Here is a 22,494-nt window from a genome sequence, read left to right as displayed (position 1 = left end):
ATTTTTATAGTGAACGGCTTTCTTATATCGTTTAAACATCTGATTACTAAAGCTTTAGGGCTAATAGAGCGGCTACTTTGGGTCGTAGACCGCCAGCGTCTCATAACCGATACTGCGACCTTCATCACCAGTAAAACCTTGCTGCCGCCATACTTCATACAAGCATATTGCCACGCTATTAGACAAATTCAAACTGCGCGAATCAGCCAGCATTGGCAGTCGCAACCAATTATCCGCACCAATATTCTCACGTATATCCTCTGCCAACCCTGCCGTCTCAGAACCAAAAACCAGCGCAATATTAGCTGGCGATTCCAAAACCGTATCTGAGCTGTCAGCTACTTGCCCACTAAAATCATAATCATAGAATGGTGTGCTCAATTTGGTCGTTAGCGCTGTAATGATATGACAACCAGCAGCTTGCAATGCCTGTTTGGTCATCGCCCAATCGTCGTGTACTTGCAAATGGGCGTACTCATGATAATCCAATCCTGCGCGGCGCAGCTTCTTATCGTCCAGCTCAAACCCTAATGGCCTGACTAAATGCAGTTGTGCCCCACTATTAGCGCATAAACGAATAATATTACCGGTATTGCTGGGCATCTTTGGCGCTACCAGCACGATATGAATGGTCATACTGACTCCGTAAGTGGTTAAAGTTTTATTATTTAGGCTTATATATCAAGCGTAATCAAAAGTTACAGTTTACTGCCGATAATTACATTTTGATACTGTGCACCGATTTTAACTTTGACTATGATGGCTGTAATGGATAACGAGATAATTTAAACACATTGTTATCGTATCCTATAACCCTTCAGTGAGGCTTAAGTAAACTGCTTAGCATCACTGTTGTTATTTATAATCACCCATTTATTTTTGAGGAAATTGTTATGAAAAAGCTAATCATTGCATCTTTAACGGCTATGTTTGTATTAACTGGTTGCAACACTTTTAAAGGTCTAGGTCAAGACGTATCTAGCGCTGGCGATGCTGTAACTGGCGGTGCACAAGACGTACAAAATAAAATCTAAGTACTAACTTTGTTAGACTTATTTTTAAGAGGCTTATCATTCGGTAAGCCTCTTTTTTTGTTTTAATGTTCGCTTGCTGAATTATTTTAGTCTATTCGAAGAAATCAAAGCTTTCAGTATAATATTACAAAATGATATTACAAAAACTCTCTTAAAATCTGATTGAGGTATCTTCTGCCCAATGCGGTCGGCTGTAACTGTTCAGCATCATCCATCAGTAAGCCTTGTTGTATTAATTTATTCACTTGTATAGCAATGCTGTCATAGCTCAGCCCTGTGCGAGCCTCAAATAACGACCATGCCACACCAGCATGCAAACGCAACGCATTCAGCATAAACTCACTAACCAGTTCATCACTGGCAATCGTCTGCCAGCCCACCATTTTTGGTGACTCTTCAGTTGTTTCATTGTGGTGAGGCGCGTCTTGATAGTCCATATAATCTTTCGGCATCCGTGATTTGCTAAAGCGATAAATACCCACCTCTGCCAACTTTTCACTAGCCACTTCGCTAATGGTTATTTTTTCAGCAGCGGCGTTATTCACAGTTACTTTACCATGCGCGCCTGCACCAATCGCTAAATAGTCACCAAACTGCCAATAGTTGACGTTATGACGGCACGGCTTATCTGACGCGCCAGCCCACGCCGACACCTCATAATTGTGGTAGCCTAAATTTTGTAGTAATGTCTGACCCGCCTGTTCAATATCAGCTAAGCTATCCTCATCGGGTAAGATTGGCTGACTGCGATAAAAGACCGTATTAGGCTCAATGGTCAGCTGATACCAAGATATATGAGTCGCTCCGGCATCATGTGCTGTCTGGATATCGTTTATTGCTTCATTCAAGGTTTGCTGCGGTAGACCATGCATCAAATCAACATTGACGCGCTCAAACCCAGCCGCACGAGCTGCTTTAATCGCTGATAATGCTTGTTTGGGATCGTGAATACGCCCCAATGTTGTTAGCTGCTCGGCAGAAAAGCTTTGTACACCGATAGACAGACGATTGATGCCCACATCTAAATATTCAGCAAAGGGTGCATGCTCAAGGGTGCCTGGATTGGCTTCCATGGTGATTTCAATATCATTGGCAAAATTAAAACATGCTCGCAATCCAGAAAATAAGCGCCGATACTGCGCCATAGGAAGTAGCGACGGTGTGCCACCACCGATAAATATCGAGCTGACTTCTCGCCCTTGGGTTAATGACTGCTGCGCTGCGGCATCGAGTAATAGCGCATCGACGTACTCGTCATACATGGACAACTGACTGTCAATCGGTAGCTCATGCGAATTAAAATCACAGTAAGGACATTTTTTCACACACCACGGGATGTGGATATACAGCGCCAATGGAATGTCGCTTACTTCTATCGCACTCGCAGTAGAATGATTAAAAGCGCTCAGATTATTGGAAAAGTGAACAGATTTGATATTTGACATAATCGGTCTATCTATAAATGAGTAACAGCTATCAGTAGCAGAAAGTATCGCTAGGATAACGGCTAAGCGTCCGAAAAAAAAGGGTATCTTAAATAAAAGCGTATCAATAACAAAACCAGTAACAAACACTCATGTTAACGGCGTTCTATTACAGGCAAAATATCTAACAACCACTATTACTGCATAAAACGATAATGAATGATAAGCAATCATTAAAAGGATAAAGACAATGGCCTATTGGCTGATAAAATCCAATCCAAAATGTTTTAATATAAAAGACCTACAACGCGCAGGAACAGAGATGTGGGATGGCGTACGTAACTACCGCGCCCGTAACTTTATGCGTGATGATATGAAAGCAGGCGATAAGGCCTTTTTTTATCATTCAAGTGCTAGACCTTCTGGTGTCGCTGGTATCGTGATCATCAGCAAAGCAGGCTACGCTGACACGACCCAGTTTCATCCTGAACATCGGCACTATGATCCCAAAGCGACTGAAGAGGAGCCGCGCTGGTATATGGTAGATGTGACTTTTGAGCAGGCGTTTACCGATATACTGCCACTATCAGAGCTTAAATTTTTGCCTGCGCTTGAGGATTCTTTATTACTCAGAAAAGGCTGTGAGCAATTAACCATCCTTCCGCTTGAACCCAAGCACTGGCACGCGATTATGGATATGGCTGAAACGCTTGATCTGATAGCGGATGAGGTGGATTCCATCTAACTGCTAATGCGTCGATCATAAACATTAAAATGTTAGGAAAAACCATAAATGAAATTCATCAAACGCCTCTAAAACATTGACATCATACTCTTGCTTCTTTACCATTATCTCTACTTATGACCTGTTAATTCATTATTTGAATTGACGGGTTATTTTTATTTTAGCGTCATCGATTTTATTTACATACTCTGCCTGCATATTCTTGTTAAGAAGGGGCTTGCTCATATTATTTATCGGAGTATTATCGTCGGCACGACTCCTACCTTACTGTCTCACTATTGATTTATTGATGGCAGTATTTGCTCATCAATAATAATTACCGCAAAGAATAAAAAGTTGCTCATTATGTTTTTCCCATTATCTTTTAGAGATTTTAAAAGCTACAGCTTACGCCTAGGCGTGCTCGCGCTCCCCATCTTAATTACCCAATTCTGCCAAGCTGCGCTTGGTGTCGTCGATGCCATTATGGCCGGTCAAGTCTCCGCGCTCGACTTGGCTGCTGTGGCTGTTGGTTCTGGTATTTGGCTGCCTCTGTTTTTATTAGCCACCGGTATTTTAATTGCCACCACTCCTCTTATTGGTGAGGCAATTGGTCAAAATAAACATAACCAAGTACCCCATATCACCCAGCAATCTTTATGGGCGGCTAGCGTAATTGGTATTCTTGGCTTTATTATTGTTAATTTAGCACCAAATATCCTTGGCATAATGGGCGTCCCTGAAAATATCCAACCGATAGCGACGCAGTATTTACATGGCGTATCATTTGGCTTTCCTGCTATGGCCATATATGCCGTGCTACGTAGTTATTGCGAAGCGCTTGGGCGTCCTGAACCAGTAACTGTTATTAGCATCATTGGTCTGCTCGCAGATATTCCGCTTAACTATATATTTATCCATGGCTTATTTGGAATGCCTGAGATGGGCGGTGCCGGCTGCGGGGTTGCAACTGCAATTGTATTATGGATAAACGTCTTATTACTTGCTGCTTATACCAGCTTCACTAAACGTCAGCAATTTGCCAGCACTCGCTTTTTTTATGGTTTTGCCAGCCCCAATCGTGCACAAATAAAGAAACTACTGAAACTTGGTATTCCTATTGGTATCTCTATCTTTTTTGAAGCAAGCTTATTTAGCTTAGGTGCGCTGGTGATTAGTCCATTAGGTGCGCTGGCAACCGCGTCGCATCAAGTGGCATTATCAGTGACCTCGCAGCTGTTTATGATACCCATATCGGTCGCTATGGCACTGACAATCATGATATCCAATCGCTTCGGTGAAAAAAACCTCTTGGCATTACGTCAAGTGCAAGCCACGGGTCTCATATGGACAGTAGTGATTGCCTTCGCTTGTATGCTCGGTGTCTGGTTATTTAGACCACAATTGGCAGCAGCTTTCACCGACAATCCAATCGTACGAGCACAAGCCATGCACTTACTTATCTTTGCATTGGCTTATCAGTTATTTGATGGCTGGCAAGTTAATGTGGCTGGTATATTGCGCGGTATGCAAGACACGACTGTACCAATGTGGGTCACGCTATTTTGTTATTGGATAGTCGCTCTGCCGCTTGGCGTTTACTTAGTACGCTTCACGGATCTTGGCCCGCAGGGTTTTTGGATGGCATTAATTACTGGGCTATTTTTATCCTCTATTTTGCTTACATTGCGTCTGCTCTATCAACAAAAGCGCTTGACGGCGATGTGGGGTTAATCATTAGATATTATTTATCCAAACCTATTATACAAACCTAGTATCTGTTAATCATGACTAGCGCTACTTAACCACATAGACTATGATAAATCATTAAGCATTTCTTACTCGAAAGAGTGCTTACGTCATAATATGTAAAAAAATTCAGTTAACAACTGTACATCGATTGCTCATTGCCGTGAATATAGGTATCATTAGCAATTATCTACACAATATTTAGTTACACTATTTTCTCGAATTTAGTACAAGGCAAAATTAAAATTATGGATATTGAAAAAATACGCACCCTAATCGCCCTCATGGAAGAAAGTGAACTGGTGAATTTAGAAATCAGCTCAGATGATGAACACATCAGTTTAACTCGTCACTATGATGCGCCAGCACCAACGATGATGGCCGCTCCTACTGCCGGCGCTGCCCCTATTGCAACTGAAGCAAAAGCAGCCGTCAAAGCTGGTAGCGTTGAGACGTCGCCGATGGTTGGTGTTTATTATTCAGCCCCTAGCCCTAATGATCCGCCATTTATCAAGGTGGGACAAAAAGTACAAGCTGGTGATACGCTTGGCATTATTGAAGCGATGAAAATCATGAATCCTCTTGAAGCGACTCAAAGTGGTGTCATTGACGAAATCTTAGTCAATAACTCTGACGTTGTACAGTTTGGCCAACCTATCGTCCGCTATAAAGCTTAACGATATTCGCCATACTTTACTTCGTTATGATTGAGACTCGTTATCATTCATACGGCAACGTAACTTGAGTTCGCTTAATGTACTGTAGCTAAATTCTATGATGCCAAAGATAGCGACTCTATCAATAAACGCCGCTTCGACAAGGATGACCCCATGATAAAAAAACTGCTCATCGCCAATAGAGGTGAGATTGCCCTACGTATCGTTCGAGCTTGCAAAGCCCTTGGTATTGAAACCGTAGGCGTCTACTCTACGGCTGATGCAAACTTGATGCACTTGCGCTTTGTTGATGAAGCCATCTGTATTGGTAAACCTAACGCCAATCAAAGCTATCTTGATATTAATACTATCTTGACGGCGGCTGAGATATCAGGTGCGGACGCTATCCATCCCGGTTATGGGTTTTTGGCTGAAAATGCTGAATTCGCTGAGCGCGTCGAAGAAGCAGGGTTGACCTTCGTTGGACCTAACGCTGATCATATTCGTTTGATGGGTAATAAAGTCTCTGCTATTAATGCCATGAAAAAAGCAGGTGTACCAACCGTACCGGGCTCTGTAGGTGCTGTCACGCTTCATAATGCCGAAGAGCAAGCGCGCAATATTGGTTTTCCGTTATTAATTAAAGCAGCTTCTGGTGGCGGTGGTCGCGGTATGCGTGTCGTTGAGCGCTTTGAAGAAGTTATCGGTCAAGTACAAGCGGCAAAACAAGAAGCTGAGCTGTGGTTTGGCGACGATACTGTGTATATGGAACGTTATCTACAAAATCCGCGCCACGTTGAAGTGCAAGTACTTGGCGACGGTAACGGTAACGCCATTCATCTTTATGATCGCGATTGTTCATTACAACGTCGCCATCAAAAGGTATTAGAAGAAGCGCCAGCCCCTGATATCCCTGACGATGTTCGTCAGCCAATTTTGGAAGCCTGCGTCAAAGCATGTCAGCTAGTCAAGTATCGCGGTGCTGGAACGTTTGAGTTTTTATTTGAGAATAATGAATACTTCTTCATTGAGATGAATACTCGTGTTCAGGTTGAGCATCCTGTTACTGAGATGATTACGGGTATCGACGTAGTAGTCGAGCAATTAAAAATTGCTGCAGGTTACGGTCTGTCCTATCGTCAAAGTGAGATTGAGATTCAAGGTCATGCTATCGAATGCCGTATTAATGCTGAAGATCCGACCACATTTATGCCTTCACCAGGTACGGTCACGCAATTGTTTGCACCAAGTGGCGCCGGCGTGCGTTTTGACTCTCATCTTTACCCTGGTTATGAGATTCCAAGCTATTATGATTCATTGATTGGTAAGCTCATCTGTCATGGTCAGACACGCCAGCAAGCGATCTCTAAAACGCTACATGCACTTGATGAGTTGGTTATTGAAGGTATCAAAACCAATATCCCCATGCATCGTGATGTAATTTTGGCAGATAAAAACTTTATTGAAGAAGCACAAAATATTCATTATCTTGAAAGAGAAATGCTAACTGCCAATAAAGCAAAAGCAGATTCATAATCTGCTGAAATGTCTTGATTGATAAAAAACCGCTATCTGTCAGATAGCGGTTTTTTAATGCAGACCAATTAAGATTGTTATAAATGGTGCTATTTAACGAAAAAAACCTTATTAGGGCAAAATTCTTTTGAAGTTCATAAAGCATTTTGTACCATCAGGGTCAGCACACCACTGCATCTGATTACCATCATGGTTTAAAAAGGCAATCAGCGCCTCATCAGTCTGGTCTACCTGATTGCCTGAGCAATCTACCTCATTGTTATCATATACCGTCTTGATAGCAATAATGGGTAATCCTTCTTCACGGTGCGTGACTAAGTAGCGACCGTACGTACGCTCTTTGCCACTTACCGACCACATCTCATTGTCAGCAGCAAAATTATATAGCTCACGGCATTGATTTGATTTCGCTGCAGAGGCCATAAGTTTTTTACTGGTATTCGGCTGAATATTAATGATACGCTTTTCATTTTGTGTCAGTAGTCCCTCACCTGCACTTATTTTAGGCTCGTCACTTTCTATATTTTTTACGTCTTTTAATGCCGCTTGTCTAGCTTCAGCTTCTTTGGTCATCGTGATATTATTATTTAGATCGATTTCCCACTGTCCAGCAATCGCAGGACTGATATGGGTGGTAATAGTCGGCTTACTAACTACTTCGCCATTTACTGGCAGTGACGCTAAAATAGCTGCTAATGAAAATGAAGCAAATGAGATAGGTTCCATAATTAACCTTTTTATTTATAGTATTATAATAATGAGATATATGTACATTAGCGTAAGTCTTAGTCACTAAAAACACAAGTAACATTATGCTATTAAAGCTTTAACGCCTATCTGATAAGCGTCACAGTAGCACATAAATTAATGAGTCTTCAAAAATTAAAAAAAATAACGCCATGGCTCTTATTTGCTAATCGCAACGAGTCATGACGTTATGGAATCCAATACTAAAATTGGATAATCAGATGCTAAGCGGCGGATGTACTAACTGCTTGAGCAAAGGCGGACAATGCCCCTTTAAGCATCGCTGATACGGTGCTGCTGCAAGTACCGATACCTGAATAAACCTCACCATCAACATTTAGCTGAATATAAGCCGCAGCGTTGGCATTGGTTTTATTGTCGCTATTAGTATCATCATCGATACCGTCAACGCTATTATGCTGCGGATTAATCGCGTGCTCAGCGTAGTTAATGACATGTATTGACTTACCGGTATGCTGAGCAAGTCCATCAATAAATGAAGATAGTGGACCATTACCTGTTCCATCAATGGTAATAGTCTCGCCATTCATCTGTACTTGGCCGTTAAAGTAAACTTCACCACCTTTATTATTGACGCTGTAATCTAATAACTCAAAGCTACCTTGCTGTAAGTAAGTGTTTTCAAAGGTTTGTAAGATTTCATCATTTTGTAGTTCACGGGCAGCCGTTTCAGCTTGATGCTGTACCACACGGCTAAAGTCAATTTGCATCCAGCGCGGTAGATTGAAACCATAATTGCGTTGAAGAATATAAGCGACACCACCTTTCCCAGATTGGCTATTGATACGTACCACATCCTGATAACTGCGACCAATATGCGCTGGATCAATCGGTAAATAAGCGACATCCCAAACGTTTTCGGTCTGCTCGATATGTTTCTCATTATAATCAAGGCATTTTTTGATAGCGTCTTGATGAGAGCCACTAAAGGCAGTAAATACCAATTCACCAACATACGGATGGCGTGGGTGTACTGGTAAGTTATTGCACTCGCTAACCACCTGCACAATCTCACTCATGTTACTAAAATCAAGCTCAGGATCGATACCTTGGCTAAACAAGTTCATCGCCATGACCATGATATCCATGTTGCCGGTACGCTCACCATTGCCTAAAAGCGTGCCTTCGATACGATCAGCGCCAGCAAGCACCCCTAGCTCAGCAGCAGCCACTGCACAGCCACGGTCATTATGAGTATGCAAACTGATCGTCACATGCTCACGCTTGGCAAGGTTACGGCAAAAATACTCGACTTGGTCAGCAAATACGTTAGGCGTTGACGCTTCAACAGTCGCTGGCAAGTTTAAAATCACCTCTTGACCATGTTCAGGCTTCCAAACATCACAAACGGCATCACAGACCTCGACGGCATATTCAGTCTCAGTTTGGCTAAAGCTCTCAGGTGAATACTGGAATACCCACTCTGTTTCCGGATATTTGGCAGCATATTCAACCAATAATTTAGCACCAGTAATCGCAATCTCTTTAATCTCAGCTTTATCCTTACCGTATACTTTTTCACGTTGGATGCGGCATGTTGAGTTATAGACGTGAACGATGGCACGCTTGGCACCTTTCAATGACTCAAAAGTACGGGCAATCAAATGCTCACGAGCTTGCACCAACACTTGCAAGGTCACATCATCTGGCACATGATTTTCTTCAATCAATTTACGAGCAAAATCAAACTCAACTTGCGCGGCCGATGGAAAACCAATCTCAATTTCTTTAAAGCCTACGCCAACCAGAGTCTTAAAAAAGCGCATTTTTTGTTCGATAGTCATCGGATCAATTAAGGCTTGGTTACCGTCACGCAGATCTACACTTGCCCATATTGGCGACTTCTCAAGCGTTTTACTCGGCCATGTGCGATCTGGCAACGATGGCGCAAATGCAAAAGGACGATACTTTTTATAATCGAACGCGGTATGTTTTGGCGTTACTGTCGCAGGTGCGGCAGGCGCAGCTTGTATGGTGCGTGTGGCTTGTTCAGACATGATCAATCCTTAGATGAGATGGCAGTTTATATTTCTAACAAATTATATTTTTGGTAAATAAGTTTAGTAAATGAGCTAATAAATCAGATTTTATGATACGAGATAATATGAGTTTATGCCATTATAATAACAAAGTTAATAAAGTGAAAAGCTGTTTTATTTTACATATATCGCTATTATTTTAGTGATAAACGCTATTATTATAGATATAATTGTATTAATCCACCAAATATTGAATAATATATGCTAAATAGCCATTCCAACAGCCAATTGCCGACTGATATCGATGAGACGGACAGACAGCTATTACGCTTATTACAGACCCAAGCACGCATGAGTATTACTGAGCTTGCTGAGCGCGTTAATCTATCTGCGACACCCTGTGCGCGCCGTATTAAACGCTTGGAAGATAGCGGTGTTATTACCGGCTATCATACTCAAACCGATGCACAAAAACTGGGCTATCCCTTAGCCGTATTCATCGCCATCAGTATGGATCGACATACCGCTGATCGCTTTGAGCAGTTTGAGCGTAAAGTTCAAAGCTTCGATGAAGTGATGAGCTGTAGCATCGTCACCGGTCGTACAGAAGATTACTTAATTAAAGTACGCGTACGCGATATGGCCCATTATGAGGAGTTTTTATTACATCGGCTGAATCGTATCGAAGGCGTGGCTCAAGTGCATACCAGTTTTGAGCTACGTGAAGTGTTTAACCGCAGCGTGGTTTAAGCAGTCGTTCGTTGCTCTGGTTGGGATTGACGACGAAAGAAGCACACTAAAACCAATCCTATCAATAGTCCTATAGCAGCGACCAATAATCCAGCATTAAAATTATCATTTTTCCCAGCCAGTGCCACCGTTACCAGTGGTCCTATGAATTGCCCGAGCGCATAGGCCAAAGTCGCCAGTCCCATCAATAAGTTAGAATAAGCAGGATTGATATTTTTAATCAAAATGAGCGTCATTGACACCATACCGACAAAGGTTAATCCTAAAATAACGGCATTACCATATAAGCCAATAGCCCCATCAAACCATATAGGTAAATACATACCAAACGCTTGTAGTAACGTTAAGCCCATTAAAGTTTTGGTCTCACCAATTCGCTTGGCAAGTGCGCCCCAAATAGGGTTTGATAGCATGGCAAAAACACCAACAACCAGCCAAATTAGTAGTCCAGCATAGGTTTGTGTCGTCAAGCGCTGAGCTGCCATCACCGGCAAAAAAGTGGCAGAAGTAATATAACCAAAGCCTGCAAGCACATAGCTTGCCGACAATAATATAATAGGCTTAGTATGGCCAGCCGCTGCCTCGTATAGAGAGCGCTTAAAATTAAGATAGGTTTGGCGAATTGAGGATATTTGATTATTATTTGGCTGAGAAGCACTAAGACTGGTTGGACGTATGGCATAAAGCAACCATAATAGCGGTAGACTAATGATACCTGCCACCAGCCAAATCACATTGAAATGGTAGCCAAGCGTTAATAACCACCACGTCAGTATGGCAGAAGCGCTAATACCGACGCCAATACCGGCATAATGTAAGGCTGAAAGTACAGAGCGGCGCTCGTTACTAAAGCTCTGAATCACTAACGATGAGCTTAAAATCATCGTTACACCGCTTGCGATCCCAGAAAACAGCCGAATGACATACCATAGCTTTAATGACATATTCGGTACAACCAATAGCATTGTCGTGATGACACTGACTATCGTCCACACCATCAGCATTTGCCATGTCAAACGATGCGGCACAAACATCGCAATGAGCGCGCCAATAAAATAACCACTATAATTGACCGATGCCATCCAACCTGCAATAGTCGTCGATAGCGATAATTGAATCATAATATCAGGTAAGGTGGCGGTAAATAAAAACCGTCCAAACCCCATCACTACTGCTAAACAATACAGACCTATCCAAGCGATGGCCGTTTCATTAGTGATGATAATAAAAGCACGACTTTTGAGAGCAGTCATCATGACGGAGCCATTTTGTGGCAATGAGCACACAATCCTTTGTGTTAAAAGCAATCAAAAGCAGTGATAAACCGCTAATTTGAAAAAGTATTAAATACGGTATTGAATCCTACGAGACATCCAGCGTTGGAGGATTCGCTTGATCAAATGTCTCTGCTTGTCCTAACATCTGTACGCGCTGATCGCTAAACATATCCATATCAGGCGCAAGCGTACGCATAAAACGATCAAAATATAACATCTGCTTGGTCAATAAGGCAAAGTCACGCGGGAAATGAATGCCATGGCGCTTGCCGACGTCGACAATCTCAAGCATCATGGTATTGAGCTCGTCAGCCTGCTCTTTGGTATTAAAAGGGATACCGCTGGTAAAGGCCTTATCTTCTGCCATGATACTTTTCATCATACGCTGCAAATCGTTACCCAATGCCACCACATCAACCTGATTACCACCATGGGTCATTTCCATGTCAATCATATGATGCGCCATTGCTTGGTAGTTATTGTCCTGCATTGCTTGCATCATACCCATGCACGCACGCCAGCTCTCAGCCTTTAGCTTACCGACGATACCGAAATCTAAAAAGCCAATGCGTCCATCGGTCAATAGCATCAAGTTACCCGCGTGCAAATCGGCATGGAAGCTATTACACAACATGAGGCTTGCAAACCAGGTATTTAGCGTATCCGCCATCACTTGTGCTGGATCAGTACAATACTGACGCATCAAAGTTTCATCCACCATTGAGACACCGTATAAGCGACTCATGGTCAGTACACGCTTGGTAGTGTGCGTTTCATATACTTTTGGCGCCACTACGCGTGTATTACCTGATACTGCCAAAAACTGCTGAAAGTCGCGAATGTTTTGTGCCTCAGCGATAAAGTCTGTCTCAGCAAGCATACGTAGACGAATCTCATCAATAATTGGTGCAATACTGGCAAATCTCATCGATGGCATCAGCAGTTCAACTAACTTAGTCACGCCATGCAATACGCCTAAATCCGTCTGCATGATGGTTTCAACGCCAGGCTTCTGCACCTTTAAGACAACTTCATCGCCATTATGCAAACGCGCAGCATGGACTTGGGCGATAGAAGCTGACGCTAGCGGCTTTGAGTCGATATGCGCAAACGTATCTTCAAGCGTTAACCCATTAACGGCTAGCTCTTCCTTTAATACTTGTTCAATATAAGCATAGGATAGCGGCGTGGTTTGATCCAAACAGCTCTGGAACGCTTGCACGTAATCACGGGGAAATAATGACGGCGTACTGGCAATAAACTGGCCTATCTTGATATAAGTCGTGCCCAATTGCTCAAAGGTTTCTTTTAGCAGCATAGCATCAGGTTTTTCGCCCTTTGCCACTCTAAGCGCGGACAGACCAGCGACACTTGCCGTTTGACGAACACGGTTAACGACATTAAAGGTATGCTTTAATAAATGCGGACGATGAATTTTCATAAAAAACAACTATGGTCATAAAAAGGATGTTTGAGAATGGATAATAATAAGTGATAAAAGCTAAACCGTTACCAATCAATGATAGCCGCTACAGATGGAACATTCTGCATCTTTCCGATAGCCCATCAGCCGTTGCTGCATCTGGCTACCATCCCATATTAACAGTTTATTTGTCAGTGGATTTTTGGTTAAGCCTAGATATTGCAAAGCGGCATTGGCTTGCAAATTGCCCATGATAGCAGTGGTACTGGCGAGCACCCCTGAATTGGCACAAGTACGCTCATCAGCCTCGGCATCAAGCACCACTGAACCAAACACGCAATGATAGCACCCCGTATTTAGATGCGGCTCGAACAATGCCAACTGGCCTTGCATCGCAATCGCTGAAGCAGACAGTAGCGGAATTTGATAGCGTACGCTGATACGATTGATGATATCGCGCGTGGCAAAATTATCCGTACAGTCTAACAATAGATTTGGCTTACCGGACGCCATATCAAGTAACTCATAAGCGTTGTCTTCACTCAATCGCGCCACTGTGCCACGCGCTGTGATTAAAGGATTAATCCTCTCTAACATTTGCGCAGCTGTCAGCGCTTTAGGCTTACCAATATCTTCAGGTAAAAATAGCGTTTGCCGTTGTAAATTACTCGCTTCAATCACATCATCATCAATCAGATGAACCTGCCCAAGTCCTGCTCGAACTAAAGTCTCAGAAGCAGGACAGCCTAGACCGCCTGCGCCTATCATAACAATGCGAGATGACTTCAATCGTAGTTGAGCGTCAATATCCCAGCCATCAAGTAATACCTGACGGGCATAACGCAGTAGCTCTTCATCTAATAATTGCCCTGCCTGTAACGACTGCGCCATATTCATCACCAAAACTTATTATTGAAAAACATCTTATTAGGGCGTATATAACATCAGGTCATCATAAGAACCAATCTCTAGATTTGACCAAGCGTCACCCTATCGTTACCACCAAAATCTTTAATCGTTTGTATGTCATCGAAGTGATTGTCAGCAAATACTTGGCGAACAGCAAGCCCTTGATCAAAACCATGCTCAATTGCCAGTATCCCGCCTGCTCTTAAATATTTCGGTGCTTCATGCACGATATGTTCGATATCAGCCAAACCATGATTGGGCGCACTCAAAGCGCTGATAGGCTCTGCTAGCAAACCTGCCAAATGGTCATCCGCTTCATCAATATATGGCGGATTTGAGACAATCACATCGAATAATTTATCATTATCAATAGGCAGCTCCTGATACCAGCTGCCGCGCACAAATTCAATATTAGCAACATCATTGATGACTGCATTATGCTGGGCAACTTTTAACGCTTCTAGCGAAAAGTCGACCGCGACCACTTGCCAGCTTGCTTTTTTTAATTCATGAGCAAGGCTAATCGCAATGCAACCAGAACCAGTGCCCAAATCTAATAGTCGCTTAGTGGTATTACTAATCGGCTGATTTTTTATCCAAAGCAGCACTTGCTCAACCAACACTTCAGTATCCGGTCTAGGTATCAAGGTATGTTCATTAACGGTAAAATCAAGCGACCAAAACGCCTGTGTGCCCGTTAAATAAGCCAATGGCGTACCCTGTTGCATCTTGATCACGCCGCTATTAAATCGCTCAACCTCACTATCACTTAGCTGATAGCCATAATCAGTCATTAAAAATATCGCTGGCTTATCGATGACATGTAATAGCCAATCCGTTATCCAAAACGGTGGCACAGCTAGATATTTCACCGTTTGCGCTGCTTGCTGTTTGATTTGCTGTATTGTCATGTCTGGTACTTTAGGCACTGTCATAAATGATTCTTAATAATTATATGCATTTTCTTTGTTATAAGCCGCACCCTATTCTGCCGCGCGCGGTGGCTCATTAGTGCTGGCTAAATTAGGATTGGCTTTGGTTAACTCAACACCTTTATTACCACCACTATTATCGTCGTCACCGTCACCATAAATATCATCGTTGTCACCAATCACGATATATTTATCAACATAATAAATCAGTGCAAGAATGGGAATACCAATTAAAAAGGTAAACATAAAGAAGAATTGATAATTGGTATTATCAACGATAGTGCCAGAATAACCACCCAAGACCTTAGGTAATAAAGTCATCAATGAAGAAAAAATTGCATACTGGACGGCGGTAAAGCGAATCGAAGTCAGTGCTGATAAAAAGGCAATAAACACCGCACTGGCAAGACCAGCGGCCAAATTATCAAGACTCACTGCCAAATACATATAAGGCAAACTACCTGGATGATAAGTCAATAGCACAAATAGTAGGTTGGTCACGCAGGCGAGGATTGCTCCAACCATCATGGCACGCATGATGCGCATTCTTTGTGCCAATAACCCACCTAAAAAGCCACCGGCAATGGCCATAATGACCCCAAATAACTTCACCGCATTGGCAATCTCAATCTTAGTAAAGCCCATATCTAAGTAAAAAACGTTAGAGATAACCCCAGCGACAATATCAGAGACACGGTAGAGTCCAACTAACGCCAACAATAGCAGTGCTTTTTTACCATAACGCCGGAAGAAATCAGCAATGGGCTCAATCCACATCTGCATCGCCATTTGTTTTTTTACCACACCCGCTTTTACTAAACCATAACCAATAATCAAAGCAGCGGCTAAGCTCAAGGCCAGATGTACGACCTCTAATAAGAATCCAAATACTGCGCTGTCAGTTTCTGGCAGGAGCGAACCAGCGGTAATAAATGCCCATACAAAACCAGAAACAGATAAAACAAATACTAAAAATAAACGCGCGTAGTCTGACGTTTTGCGAGGCATTTGAAGCTGATCGCCATCTGATGTATTGGCAGTGAGCACCTGACTAATAGCAGGCTCACGAATAATCAAGGTGGTTACCACCCCCGCTCCCATGACTGCTGCCATAACCCAATAGGTGTTACGCCACGCCTCATAGCTATATAAAGCTTCGGTGGAACCAAAATAGTCAGCCAAATACAATGCACCAGCACCCGCCACAATCATGCCGATACGATAGCCGGCGACATACATGGCAGACAGCACAGCCTGTAGACTAGGCGGTGCTAGCTCAATACGGTAAGCATCAACCACGATATCTTGCGTCGCTGATGAGAACCCAAGCAGTACCGCACCAACTGCCATCAGCGTTAAGCTATCCTCAGTAATCGGGTTAACACTCGCCATGATACAAATCGCCAAAATAATCATTAACTGTGCGACCAATATCCAAGCACGCCGACGACCCAGTAGTTTGGTCAATATCGGCAACGGCACCGCATCGACCAAAGGCGCCCAAATAAACTTAAACGAGTAGCCGAGTGCTGCCCAACTAAACATCGTCACTACGCCACGGTCAATCCCTGCTTCGCGCAGCCACAATGACAGACTGGAGAAAATCAGCATAATAGGAATGCCGGCGAAAAATCCCAAGAACAACATGATCATCGCGCGGCGGTCAAGATAGGCTTTAGCCGCCTCACCCCATGGTTTTTTGGCGACTGGAGGATTAGGCGGTATAGATTGGACAGCAGACATAATAACTCACCAAAAATTTTAGAAAAAATACGACAGTGGGCTATTTTTTAGCCAAAAATTATATCGAGTGCACTTATGATATCAATACAATTGGGATAAAAATTGCCTAAATCTGTACAAAGAAAATGACATTTGCTGCAAAATTGAATTATGGTACTTGAGAACGTCTACCTTGACTAGATATTTTTGCATTAACTTTTTGATGGTAGCGCTGAGCTGCATCCTATATTTCACGATCGTAACGGCGTGTATCATAACCTTGCATTATCACCAATTCGATTAATAGTCTTTAGCCTAATGATTTTTATCACCCTAAATGATATCAAAATATCTTTCTATATTCCTAATTACTATAAATTGATAGCTATTTATTATATACAAGAATAATAGCTTTGATTTACACTAGCTGCTTATTGAATATTTGTACGTTTTTATTTTTATATACAGACAAGGTTTGTATATTTATACAATAGGGTCAAGTGATGGCAATCGACGTAGTGGTTAATCAGCGGCATCTGCAAATTCAACTCAAGCAGTTGGAGACGGTGTGGCATACAGTAATCAATGGCTATAACTTAAGTCAAGCAGCAACGGTGCTGCATACCAGTCAATCAAGTCTATCAAAGCATATTGCTGCTCTTGAAAATCAGCTCAAAACCGAAGTATTTGTTCGGCAAGGCAAACGATTAACCGGACTTACGACGATGGGCACCGCGCTCATGCCACATATTGAGTCTATCTTTGCTGAAATTCGTACGATTGAAAATTTAAGCCTAGACTTTAATAATCCAAATGTTGGTACATTGACGATTGCCACGACTCATACTCAGGCGCGTTATGTATTACCAGAAGTCGTTAAAGCGTTTAAAGAGCGCTTTCCTAAGGTTAATCTCATCCTACAACAGGCAGATCCTGAAACCATCGCACAGATGGTGATACGCGGGCAAGCCGATATTGGCATTGCAACCGAGTCTTTGCTGCACAATAACTATCTGCGCTGCTATCGCTATTACGACTGGACACATCGGGTCATCGTACCAAGCGATCATGAGCTTGCAGGGCTAACATCTATCGACTTGCCAACCCTTGCCAGCTATCCAATCGTGACTTACCACGGCGGCTTTACAGGGCGCGGCGCCATTGACAAAACCTTTAGCGATGCAGGTCTTGAGCCTGATATTGTACTGGCCGCACTTGATGCCGATGTCATTAGCACTTATGTTGGCTTGGGTTTAGGTATTGGTATTATCGCGGAGATGGCTTTTGAGCCAAGCCATTATCAGAATCTAACGGCCATTCCAGTCGATCATTTTGGGCGCTTTACCAGTTGGATGGCGGTACGTGATGATGCAGAAATTCGTCAATATGGACGGGCGTTTATGGAGCTGTGTCAAAAACAATTTAGTCAATAACATTCATAAAAATGAATATTAAAACTTTATATAAAATTAAAACATAATTCAAAAAAAGCACTCAAGATTAAAACCTTGAGTGCTTTTTTATAGCTGTTTTCAAATACTGATAAGCTATTGTACTTGCTGAGTTATTCTTTACCAACCATGATACTACTGGCTTTGATAATAGCGACTACTTCATCTCCGATACTCAGATTCAAACTATCTGAAGATCCTGTCGTGATACTAGAAACAACTTCTACACCATTTACGTCTATAACCACTTCTGTAGACACAGGTCCCGTTTTAATTTCTTTTACCGTACCTTTAAGCTGGTTTCTTGCTGAAATATTCATGTAGTTACCTTTCACAATGAGTCATTATAATTTTTAAAAATCTAATATCAATCGTGCATTCGAAGCAAAAATTAATCAGTCTTTAATTCGAATGGATATGACTATACTCGTAGTCGTTACCTTCTGTCAAAAATAGGCAGCGTCTCAGTGCTTTTAAAATATTTAGGCGTTATTAAATGGTGAGATTTGTTACCAATATAAATATGCGCTTTATATCTCGTTCAATCACCCCATTATAGGAGATGTGAATCATTCAGCACCTGTTTCATTCTTAGTAGATTGCAAAAAAGCTCCTAACAACGAAACAGATTTCAAAATAAAAATATCCGCTAAATATTATAACCACATGATTCTATAATAAATAATACTACCATTAACCATATGGTATCTAAAAATAGGTGATTTATGAGTAACCACATTCCCTTATCCTTCTTGGACTTAGCCCCCGTTCCTACTGGCAAAACCATCGCTGAAGGTATTGCCCAAACGGTTGAGATAGCGCAGCAGGCTGAAAAATCTGGCTTAAACCGCTATTGGATGGCAGAGCATCATAATATGCCGGGCATTGCTAGCGCAGCGACCTCGGTATTGCTGTCGCATATTGGTGCTAAGACCAAGCATATACGCATTGGCGCAGGCGGCGTGATGTTGCCAAACCATGCACCACTTGTTATTGCTGAGCAGTTTGGTACTTTGCAAGCTTTATATGGCGACCGCGTAGATTTAGGTTTAGGACGCGCCCCTGGTACGGATGGCGCAACCTTTCAGGCGTTACGTCGGCAAATGCAAGATGCTGATCGCTTTCCACAAGATGTTCAAGAGTTGATGTACTTTTTGGGCAATGGCACCGATGATAGTCCTGTACAGGCATTTCCAGGTGCAAAATCTAATATCCCTATTTGGATATTGGGTTCTTCATTATTTGGTGCGACCTTAGCGGCGCATTTGGGATTACCGTATGTGTTTGCCTCGCACTTTGCGCCGCAAATGCTTACTCAAGCCATCACAGCTTATCGCGAACAATTCAGACCATCAGCTTATTTAGAGAAGCCTTACGTCATGCTAGCGGCAAATTTATTGCTTGCGGACGATGATGCCACCGCCCATTATCACTTTACTTCAGCACAGCAGAGTTTTGTGCGCTTGCGCCGTGGTGAAATGGGTCAAATGCCAAAGCCAACCCATGATATGGATAGTATCTGGAGCCCTGCTGAGAAAATGATGGTCGATAGCGCTTTGTCGGTGTCGTTTATCGGCTCTGTTGAAACCGTCAAGCCAAAGCTTGCTGCGTTTCTTGCTACCTATCAACCAGATGAGCTGATTGTCACTGCTAACGTCTATGATCAGGCAGCACGTTTGCGCTCACTTGAACTTACAGCTCAGCTAAATTTGTTTACTTTACAATAGATCATTACGCTCGCATAATTATAGATAAACTTTAATGGGATTACGGTCATGGAACCCTCTGCTGCTATTGGTTCATCAATATTTTTATATATCTTGGCTTTTATTGCAGTTATGATTGTTGCCGGCTATTTTACTTATAGTATTAGTCCTCGCGGCAAAAAACGCCGCGAAGAGAAGCGTGATAATCGTCGTTAGTCAATATATTATCGTTCATATAATTTTTTATATAGTCGTAAAAGCCTCCTATTTATATAAGAATAGGAGGCTTTTTTAGAGCTGACTTTTGATAATTATCCAATGAAAGCGACTATTTATTACCAGCGCATGTTAAATATTTAGGAGAGACAAACCTTTAAGAGAGCCCCGTATCTAAAATAGAACAGTACCAAGATTTTTCTGCTGAGCCAGTTGCGTAATGTATATGGCCACTGCGGCATCAAAGCTTGCTGCACCGACCGATTTAAATAAGGTCATTCCTTTATCAGACTTCATTGTTTGTTGTTTTAACGCGCCTGTCACCAGCGCTTGCAAATCACCGCTCAGATCATCCCATGTCCATGTACAATCAACAGCTTTATAAGCTTGAATTAGATCCCCTGCTTCATGGCGACAACCTACTAAATCATCAACGACGATCATGCTACTATTTTCGATGACTTCATTACTGACTTCTTTCATCGATGGCAAATACGCTCCTACCGCATTGATATGCACATTCGGTTTGATTTGCTCGGTGCTAAATAAACCTTTATCAGAACGAGTCGCAAGATTAATAATATCTGCGTCTTTAATAGCATCTTCAAGCTGTTCACAAACCTTTAAAACCACATCCCATTGGTGATAATCACGAGCAAATTGAGCTTTAAAACTCTCTGCCCCTTGCATGCTTCTATTCCAAAGATAAACTACTCTAATCTCAGGGCGCACAGTAAGCACAGCATGTAGTTGCTCATAGGCCATGCCCCCACAACCAACCACTGCCACGCTTTGACAGTCATCGGGTGCCATATATTTGGTCGCAATACCTGATAATGCTGCCGTACGTACCTGCGTGATATAGATACCGTCCATCACCGCTAGAATCTCGCCATTTGCATTGTCCGACACCGTAATAATCGCCGTCGTGGTTGGCAGATTACGACTGGGATTGTCAGGGCAAATAGTGACCAATTTCACCGCCGTATATTCTTGCGTGCCATCATAAATAGTCGCAGGCATCGATAAATGCGAGCCTGTGCTATTTTTATCATTATCACTAAAAGTCTCAATGACCAAACGTTCTGGTGCTTTGGCCCAATTAGGATGCTCAGCTTGCAAATGTAACAGCTTTTCAATCGTATCAATCGTCGCTTGCATCGTTAAGTGTTTGGTGACGGTTTCTTTATTTAACCATTGCATGATAATGACTCCATTTATTAATTCATTCATTCATTCATTAATTGATTTATTGTTATAAGGTTTACTTGTTGTTTAAACCACCCTGCTACATCAGCCCCATTCCGCGTAGTATACCGGCTCCAATTGCCATACCAAACATTCCCACTACGGTAGTGAACCCTAAAATATTGGCCGCTAAAATATCGTTGCCACCCATTGCTTTTGCCATGACATAGCTTGCAGCGGCTGTCGGTGCGGCTGCCATTAAAAATAGTACGCCCATGTGCATACCTGTTAGTCCAAAACTAAGCCCTACCGCGATGGCTATCAGCGGCGCGATGACGATGCGACCTATACTCGCCTGCATCGATATCCCTGAAGGGCTGAGCATAGATTTCAGATCAATGCTCGCACCTGCGCAAATGAGCGCTAAGGGTAAGGCAACTGCCGCGAGCAAATCACCAGTAATATGAAGAACGCCCGTTATTGGCGGTAAGGAAAAAGCTTTATAAGCAAAAGCGGCGATCAGTGCCACCATAAGCGGATTAGTAGCCAATTTTTTGACAATTAAGACAATGCGACTAATCCAAGTATCGTTTGCATTTTTGGACACACGACTAAGGGTAATAACGGCTAAGATATTAAATAATATCGTCACAATGCCCATGTATACCGCGCCGATACTTAGCCCTATTTCCCCATAAGCATTGGCAACGGTTGCAAGACCAATAATGGCCATATTGCTGCGGAATACCCCTTGTACAAAGACGCCTTGATCTGCAGGCGCACTGATAAAGCGACTGGCATACAGCTCAGAACCAATATATAAAATAAAGGTAACAACAATGCCAGCGGCTATCAATACGACTTGCTTGGCATAATCGACATCACTATCGACCACACTAAAAAATAGTAGACAAGGTAAACAGTAATTAAATACAAAATTTGACGCTTGATTAATAAACGCTTGGCTGGCTTCGCCGCGTCTTTGCATAAAAAAACCCAACCCCATTAAAAAAAGGTTGGGCATAACAATCGTAATCGCGAATAAAATAG

At 42.5% G+C, this 22,494-nt stretch carries 21 protein-coding genes; 9 read left to right on the top strand and 12 right to left on the bottom strand.

Annotated features, from left to right (window positions below; translation table 11 throughout):
• Window positions 1-72: 72 nt before the first annotated feature.
• Window positions 73-636, bottom strand: coding sequence for a tRNA (cytidine(34)-2'-O)-methyltransferase (locus CAN34_RS02865; RefSeq protein WP_089554361.1), 564 nt, complete (start codon window positions 634-636; stop codon window positions 73-75).
• Between the two features lie 257 nt (window positions 637-893).
• On the opposite strand from CAN34_RS02865, the gene CAN34_RS02860 reads away from it, so the two are divergent.
• A complete protein-coding gene (locus CAN34_RS02860; protein ID WP_037025595.1) occupies window positions 894-1,034 on the top strand; it encodes an entericidin A/B family lipoprotein in 141 nt (46 codons plus the stop codon).
• A 137-nt stretch (window positions 1,035-1,171) separates the two neighbouring features.
• Here CAN34_RS02860 and hemW read toward each other — a convergent pair whose 3' ends face one another.
• On the bottom strand, window positions 1,172-2,479 hold the full coding sequence (hemW, locus tag CAN34_RS02855) for a radical SAM family heme chaperone HemW (RefSeq protein WP_089554360.1): 1,308 nt from the start codon (window positions 2,477-2,479) through the stop codon (window positions 1,172-1,174).
• A gap of 229 nt (window positions 2,480-2,708) precedes the next feature.
• On the opposite strand from hemW, the gene CAN34_RS02850 reads away from it, so the two are divergent.
• The 4 genes from CAN34_RS02850 (at window position 2,709) to accC (ending at window position 7,123) form a co-directional block, all read left to right on the top strand.
• Complete coding sequence (locus CAN34_RS02850; RefSeq protein WP_089554359.1) at window positions 2,709-3,203, top strand: EVE domain-containing protein; 495 nt, start codon at window positions 2,709-2,711, stop codon at window positions 3,201-3,203.
• A 345-nt stretch (window positions 3,204-3,548) separates the two neighbouring features.
• Window positions 3,549-4,916, top strand: coding sequence for an MATE family efflux transporter (locus CAN34_RS02845; RefSeq protein ID WP_089554358.1), 1,368 nt, complete (start codon window positions 3,549-3,551; stop codon window positions 4,914-4,916).
• 263 nt (window positions 4,917-5,179) lie between these two features.
• The gene (gene accB / locus CAN34_RS02840) at window positions 5,180-5,608 is read left to right on the top strand and encodes an acetyl-CoA carboxylase biotin carboxyl carrier protein (RefSeq protein WP_079691933.1); all 429 of its coding nucleotides are present in this window, start codon (window positions 5,180-5,182) and stop codon (window positions 5,606-5,608) included.
• Window positions 5,609-5,761: 153 nt separating this feature from the next.
• Entirely contained in the window at window positions 5,762-7,123 is a 1,362-nt protein-coding gene (gene accC, locus CAN34_RS02835) for an acetyl-CoA carboxylase biotin carboxylase subunit (protein ID WP_079691934.1), read from the top strand.
• Window positions 7,124-7,234: 111 nt separating this feature from the next.
• Here accC and CAN34_RS02830 read toward each other — a convergent pair whose 3' ends face one another.
• On the bottom strand, window positions 7,235-7,849 hold the full coding sequence (locus CAN34_RS02830; protein WP_089554357.1) for a hypothetical protein: 615 nt from the start codon (window positions 7,847-7,849) through the stop codon (window positions 7,235-7,237).
• 245 nt (window positions 7,850-8,094) lie between these two features.
• Window positions 8,095-9,888, bottom strand: coding sequence for a 2-isopropylmalate synthase (gene leuA / locus CAN34_RS02825; protein WP_089554356.1), 1,794 nt, complete (start codon window positions 9,886-9,888; stop codon window positions 8,095-8,097).
• Window positions 9,889-10,131: 243 nt separating this feature from the next.
• On the opposite strand from leuA, the gene CAN34_RS02820 reads away from it, so the two are divergent.
• The gene (locus CAN34_RS02820; RefSeq protein ID WP_089554355.1) at window positions 10,132-10,620 is read left to right on the top strand and encodes an Lrp/AsnC family transcriptional regulator; all 489 of its coding nucleotides are present in this window, start codon (window positions 10,132-10,134) and stop codon (window positions 10,618-10,620) included.
• On the opposite strand, the gene CAN34_RS02815 is transcribed toward CAN34_RS02820, so the two are convergent.
• From CAN34_RS02815 to CAN34_RS02795, 5 genes are all read right to left on the bottom strand, one after another.
• Window positions 10,617-11,876 carry a YbfB/YjiJ family MFS transporter gene (locus CAN34_RS02815; protein WP_089554354.1) on the bottom strand — a complete coding sequence of 420 codons (1,260 nt, stop codon included), beginning with the start codon at window positions 11,874-11,876 and terminating at the stop codon, window positions 10,617-10,619. The genes CAN34_RS02820 and CAN34_RS02815 overlap by 4 nt on opposite strands.
• A gap of 106 nt (window positions 11,877-11,982) precedes the next feature.
• Window positions 11,983-13,338 (bottom strand): AarF/ABC1/UbiB kinase family protein, encoded by a 1,356-nt coding sequence (locus CAN34_RS02810; RefSeq protein ID WP_089554353.1) that lies wholly within the window; start codon window positions 13,336-13,338, stop codon window positions 11,983-11,985.
• Between the two features lie 75 nt (window positions 13,339-13,413).
• Window positions 13,414-14,211, bottom strand: coding sequence for a HesA/MoeB/ThiF family protein (locus CAN34_RS02805; protein WP_089554390.1), 798 nt, complete (start codon window positions 14,209-14,211; stop codon window positions 13,414-13,416).
• Window positions 14,212-14,288: 77 nt separating this feature from the next.
• On the bottom strand, window positions 14,289-15,164 hold the full coding sequence (prmC, locus tag CAN34_RS02800) for a peptide chain release factor N(5)-glutamine methyltransferase (protein WP_089554352.1): 876 nt from the start codon (window positions 15,162-15,164) through the stop codon (window positions 14,289-14,291).
• A gap of 48 nt (window positions 15,165-15,212) precedes the next feature.
• Entirely contained in the window at window positions 15,213-16,904 is a 1,692-nt protein-coding gene (locus CAN34_RS02795) for an MFS transporter (RefSeq protein WP_089554351.1), read from the bottom strand.
• Window positions 16,905-17,386: 482 nt separating this feature from the next.
• On the opposite strand from CAN34_RS02795, the gene CAN34_RS02790 reads away from it, so the two are divergent.
• Complete coding sequence (locus CAN34_RS02790; RefSeq protein WP_089554350.1) at window positions 17,387-18,316, top strand: LysR substrate-binding domain-containing protein; 930 nt, start codon at window positions 17,387-17,389, stop codon at window positions 18,314-18,316.
• Between the two features lie 131 nt (window positions 18,317-18,447).
• Here the strand turns inward: CAN34_RS02790 and CAN34_RS02785 are convergent, their stop codons facing one another.
• Window positions 18,448-18,654 (bottom strand): molybdopterin-binding protein, encoded by a 207-nt coding sequence (locus CAN34_RS02785; RefSeq protein WP_089554349.1) that lies wholly within the window; start codon window positions 18,652-18,654, stop codon window positions 18,448-18,450.
• A gap of 405 nt (window positions 18,655-19,059) precedes the next feature.
• Between CAN34_RS02785 and CAN34_RS02780 the strand changes: the two genes are divergently transcribed.
• Entirely contained in the window at window positions 19,060-20,061 is a 1,002-nt protein-coding gene (locus CAN34_RS02780; RefSeq protein ID WP_089554348.1) for an LLM class flavin-dependent oxidoreductase, read from the top strand.
• A 48-nt stretch (window positions 20,062-20,109) separates the two neighbouring features.
• Window positions 20,110-20,256, top strand: a complete 147-nt coding sequence (locus CAN34_RS14195) for a hypothetical protein (protein ID WP_165767601.1) — start codon at window positions 20,110-20,112, stop codon at window positions 20,254-20,256.
• A gap of 174 nt (window positions 20,257-20,430) precedes the next feature.
• Here CAN34_RS14195 and CAN34_RS02775 read toward each other — a convergent pair whose 3' ends face one another.
• A complete protein-coding gene (locus CAN34_RS02775) occupies window positions 20,431-21,459 on the bottom strand; it encodes an ornithine cyclodeaminase family protein (RefSeq protein ID WP_089554347.1) in 1,029 nt (342 codons plus the stop codon).
• An 85-nt stretch (window positions 21,460-21,544) separates the two neighbouring features.
• On the bottom strand, window positions 21,545-22,492 hold the full coding sequence (locus tag CAN34_RS02770; RefSeq protein WP_254423058.1) for an AEC family transporter: 948 nt from the start codon (window positions 22,490-22,492) through the stop codon (window positions 21,545-21,547).
• Window positions 22,493-22,494 lie beyond the last annotated feature (2 nt).

The organism is Psychrobacter sp. DAB_AL32B (assembly GCF_002224105.1).
In the GTDB taxonomy this organism is placed as follows: Bacteria; Pseudomonadota; Gammaproteobacteria; order Pseudomonadales; family Moraxellaceae; genus Psychrobacter.
The sequence above is the reverse complement of the archived record's forward strand: the minus strand, read 5'-3'. Positions and strand labels throughout refer to the sequence as shown.

What these genes read in the sequence shown, in the direction of transcription:
- CAN34_RS02865 (WP_089554361.1), bottom strand. Translation starts at nt 636, where the DNA reads ATGACCATTCATATCGTGCTGGTAGCGCCAAAGATGCCCAGCAATACC.
- CAN34_RS02860 (WP_037025595.1), top strand. Translation starts at nt 894, where the DNA reads ATGAAAAAGCTAATCATTGCATCTTTAACGGCTATGTTTGTATTAACT.
- hemW (WP_089554360.1), bottom strand. Translation starts at nt 2,479, where the DNA reads ATGTCAAATATCAAATCTGTTCACTTTTCCAATAATCTGAGCGCTTTT.
- CAN34_RS02850 (WP_089554359.1), top strand. Translation starts at nt 2,709, where the DNA reads ATGGCCTATTGGCTGATAAAATCCAATCCAAAATGTTTTAATATAAAA.
- CAN34_RS02845 (WP_089554358.1), top strand. Translation starts at nt 3,549, where the DNA reads ATGTTTTTCCCATTATCTTTTAGAGATTTTAAAAGCTACAGCTTACGC.
- accB (WP_079691933.1), top strand. Translation starts at nt 5,180, where the DNA reads ATGGATATTGAAAAAATACGCACCCTAATCGCCCTCATGGAAGAAAGT.
- accC (WP_079691934.1), top strand. Translation starts at nt 5,762, where the DNA reads ATGATAAAAAAACTGCTCATCGCCAATAGAGGTGAGATTGCCCTACGT.
- CAN34_RS02830 (WP_089554357.1), bottom strand. Translation starts at nt 7,849, where the DNA reads ATGGAACCTATCTCATTTGCTTCATTTTCATTAGCAGCTATTTTAGCG.
- leuA (WP_089554356.1), bottom strand. Translation starts at nt 9,888, where the DNA reads ATGTCTGAACAAGCCACACGCACCATACAAGCTGCGCCTGCCGCACCT.
- CAN34_RS02820 (WP_089554355.1), top strand. Translation starts at nt 10,132, where the DNA reads ATGCTAAATAGCCATTCCAACAGCCAATTGCCGACTGATATCGATGAG.
- CAN34_RS02815 (WP_089554354.1), bottom strand. Translation starts at nt 11,876, where the DNA reads ATGATGACTGCTCTCAAAAGTCGTGCTTTTATTATCATCACTAATGAA.
- CAN34_RS02810 (WP_089554353.1), bottom strand. Translation starts at nt 13,338, where the DNA reads ATGAAAATTCATCGTCCGCATTTATTAAAGCATACCTTTAATGTCGTT.
- CAN34_RS02805 (WP_089554390.1), bottom strand. Translation starts at nt 14,211, where the DNA reads ATGGCGCAGTCGTTACAGGCAGGGCAATTATTAGATGAAGAGCTACTG.
- prmC (WP_089554352.1), bottom strand. Translation starts at nt 15,164, where the DNA reads ATGACAGTGCCTAAAGTACCAGACATGACAATACAGCAAATCAAACAG.
- CAN34_RS02795 (WP_089554351.1), bottom strand. Translation starts at nt 16,904, where the DNA reads ATGTCTGCTGTCCAATCTATACCGCCTAATCCTCCAGTCGCCAAAAAA.
- CAN34_RS02790 (WP_089554350.1), top strand. Translation starts at nt 17,387, where the DNA reads ATGGCAATCGACGTAGTGGTTAATCAGCGGCATCTGCAAATTCAACTC.
- CAN34_RS02785 (WP_089554349.1), bottom strand. Translation starts at nt 18,654, where the DNA reads ATGAATATTTCAGCAAGAAACCAGCTTAAAGGTACGGTAAAAGAAATT.
- CAN34_RS02780 (WP_089554348.1), top strand. Translation starts at nt 19,060, where the DNA reads ATGAGTAACCACATTCCCTTATCCTTCTTGGACTTAGCCCCCGTTCCT.
- CAN34_RS14195 (WP_165767601.1), top strand. Translation starts at nt 20,110, where the DNA reads ATGGAACCCTCTGCTGCTATTGGTTCATCAATATTTTTATATATCTTG.
- CAN34_RS02775 (WP_089554347.1), bottom strand. Translation starts at nt 21,459, where the DNA reads ATGCAATGGTTAAATAAAGAAACCGTCACCAAACACTTAACGATGCAA.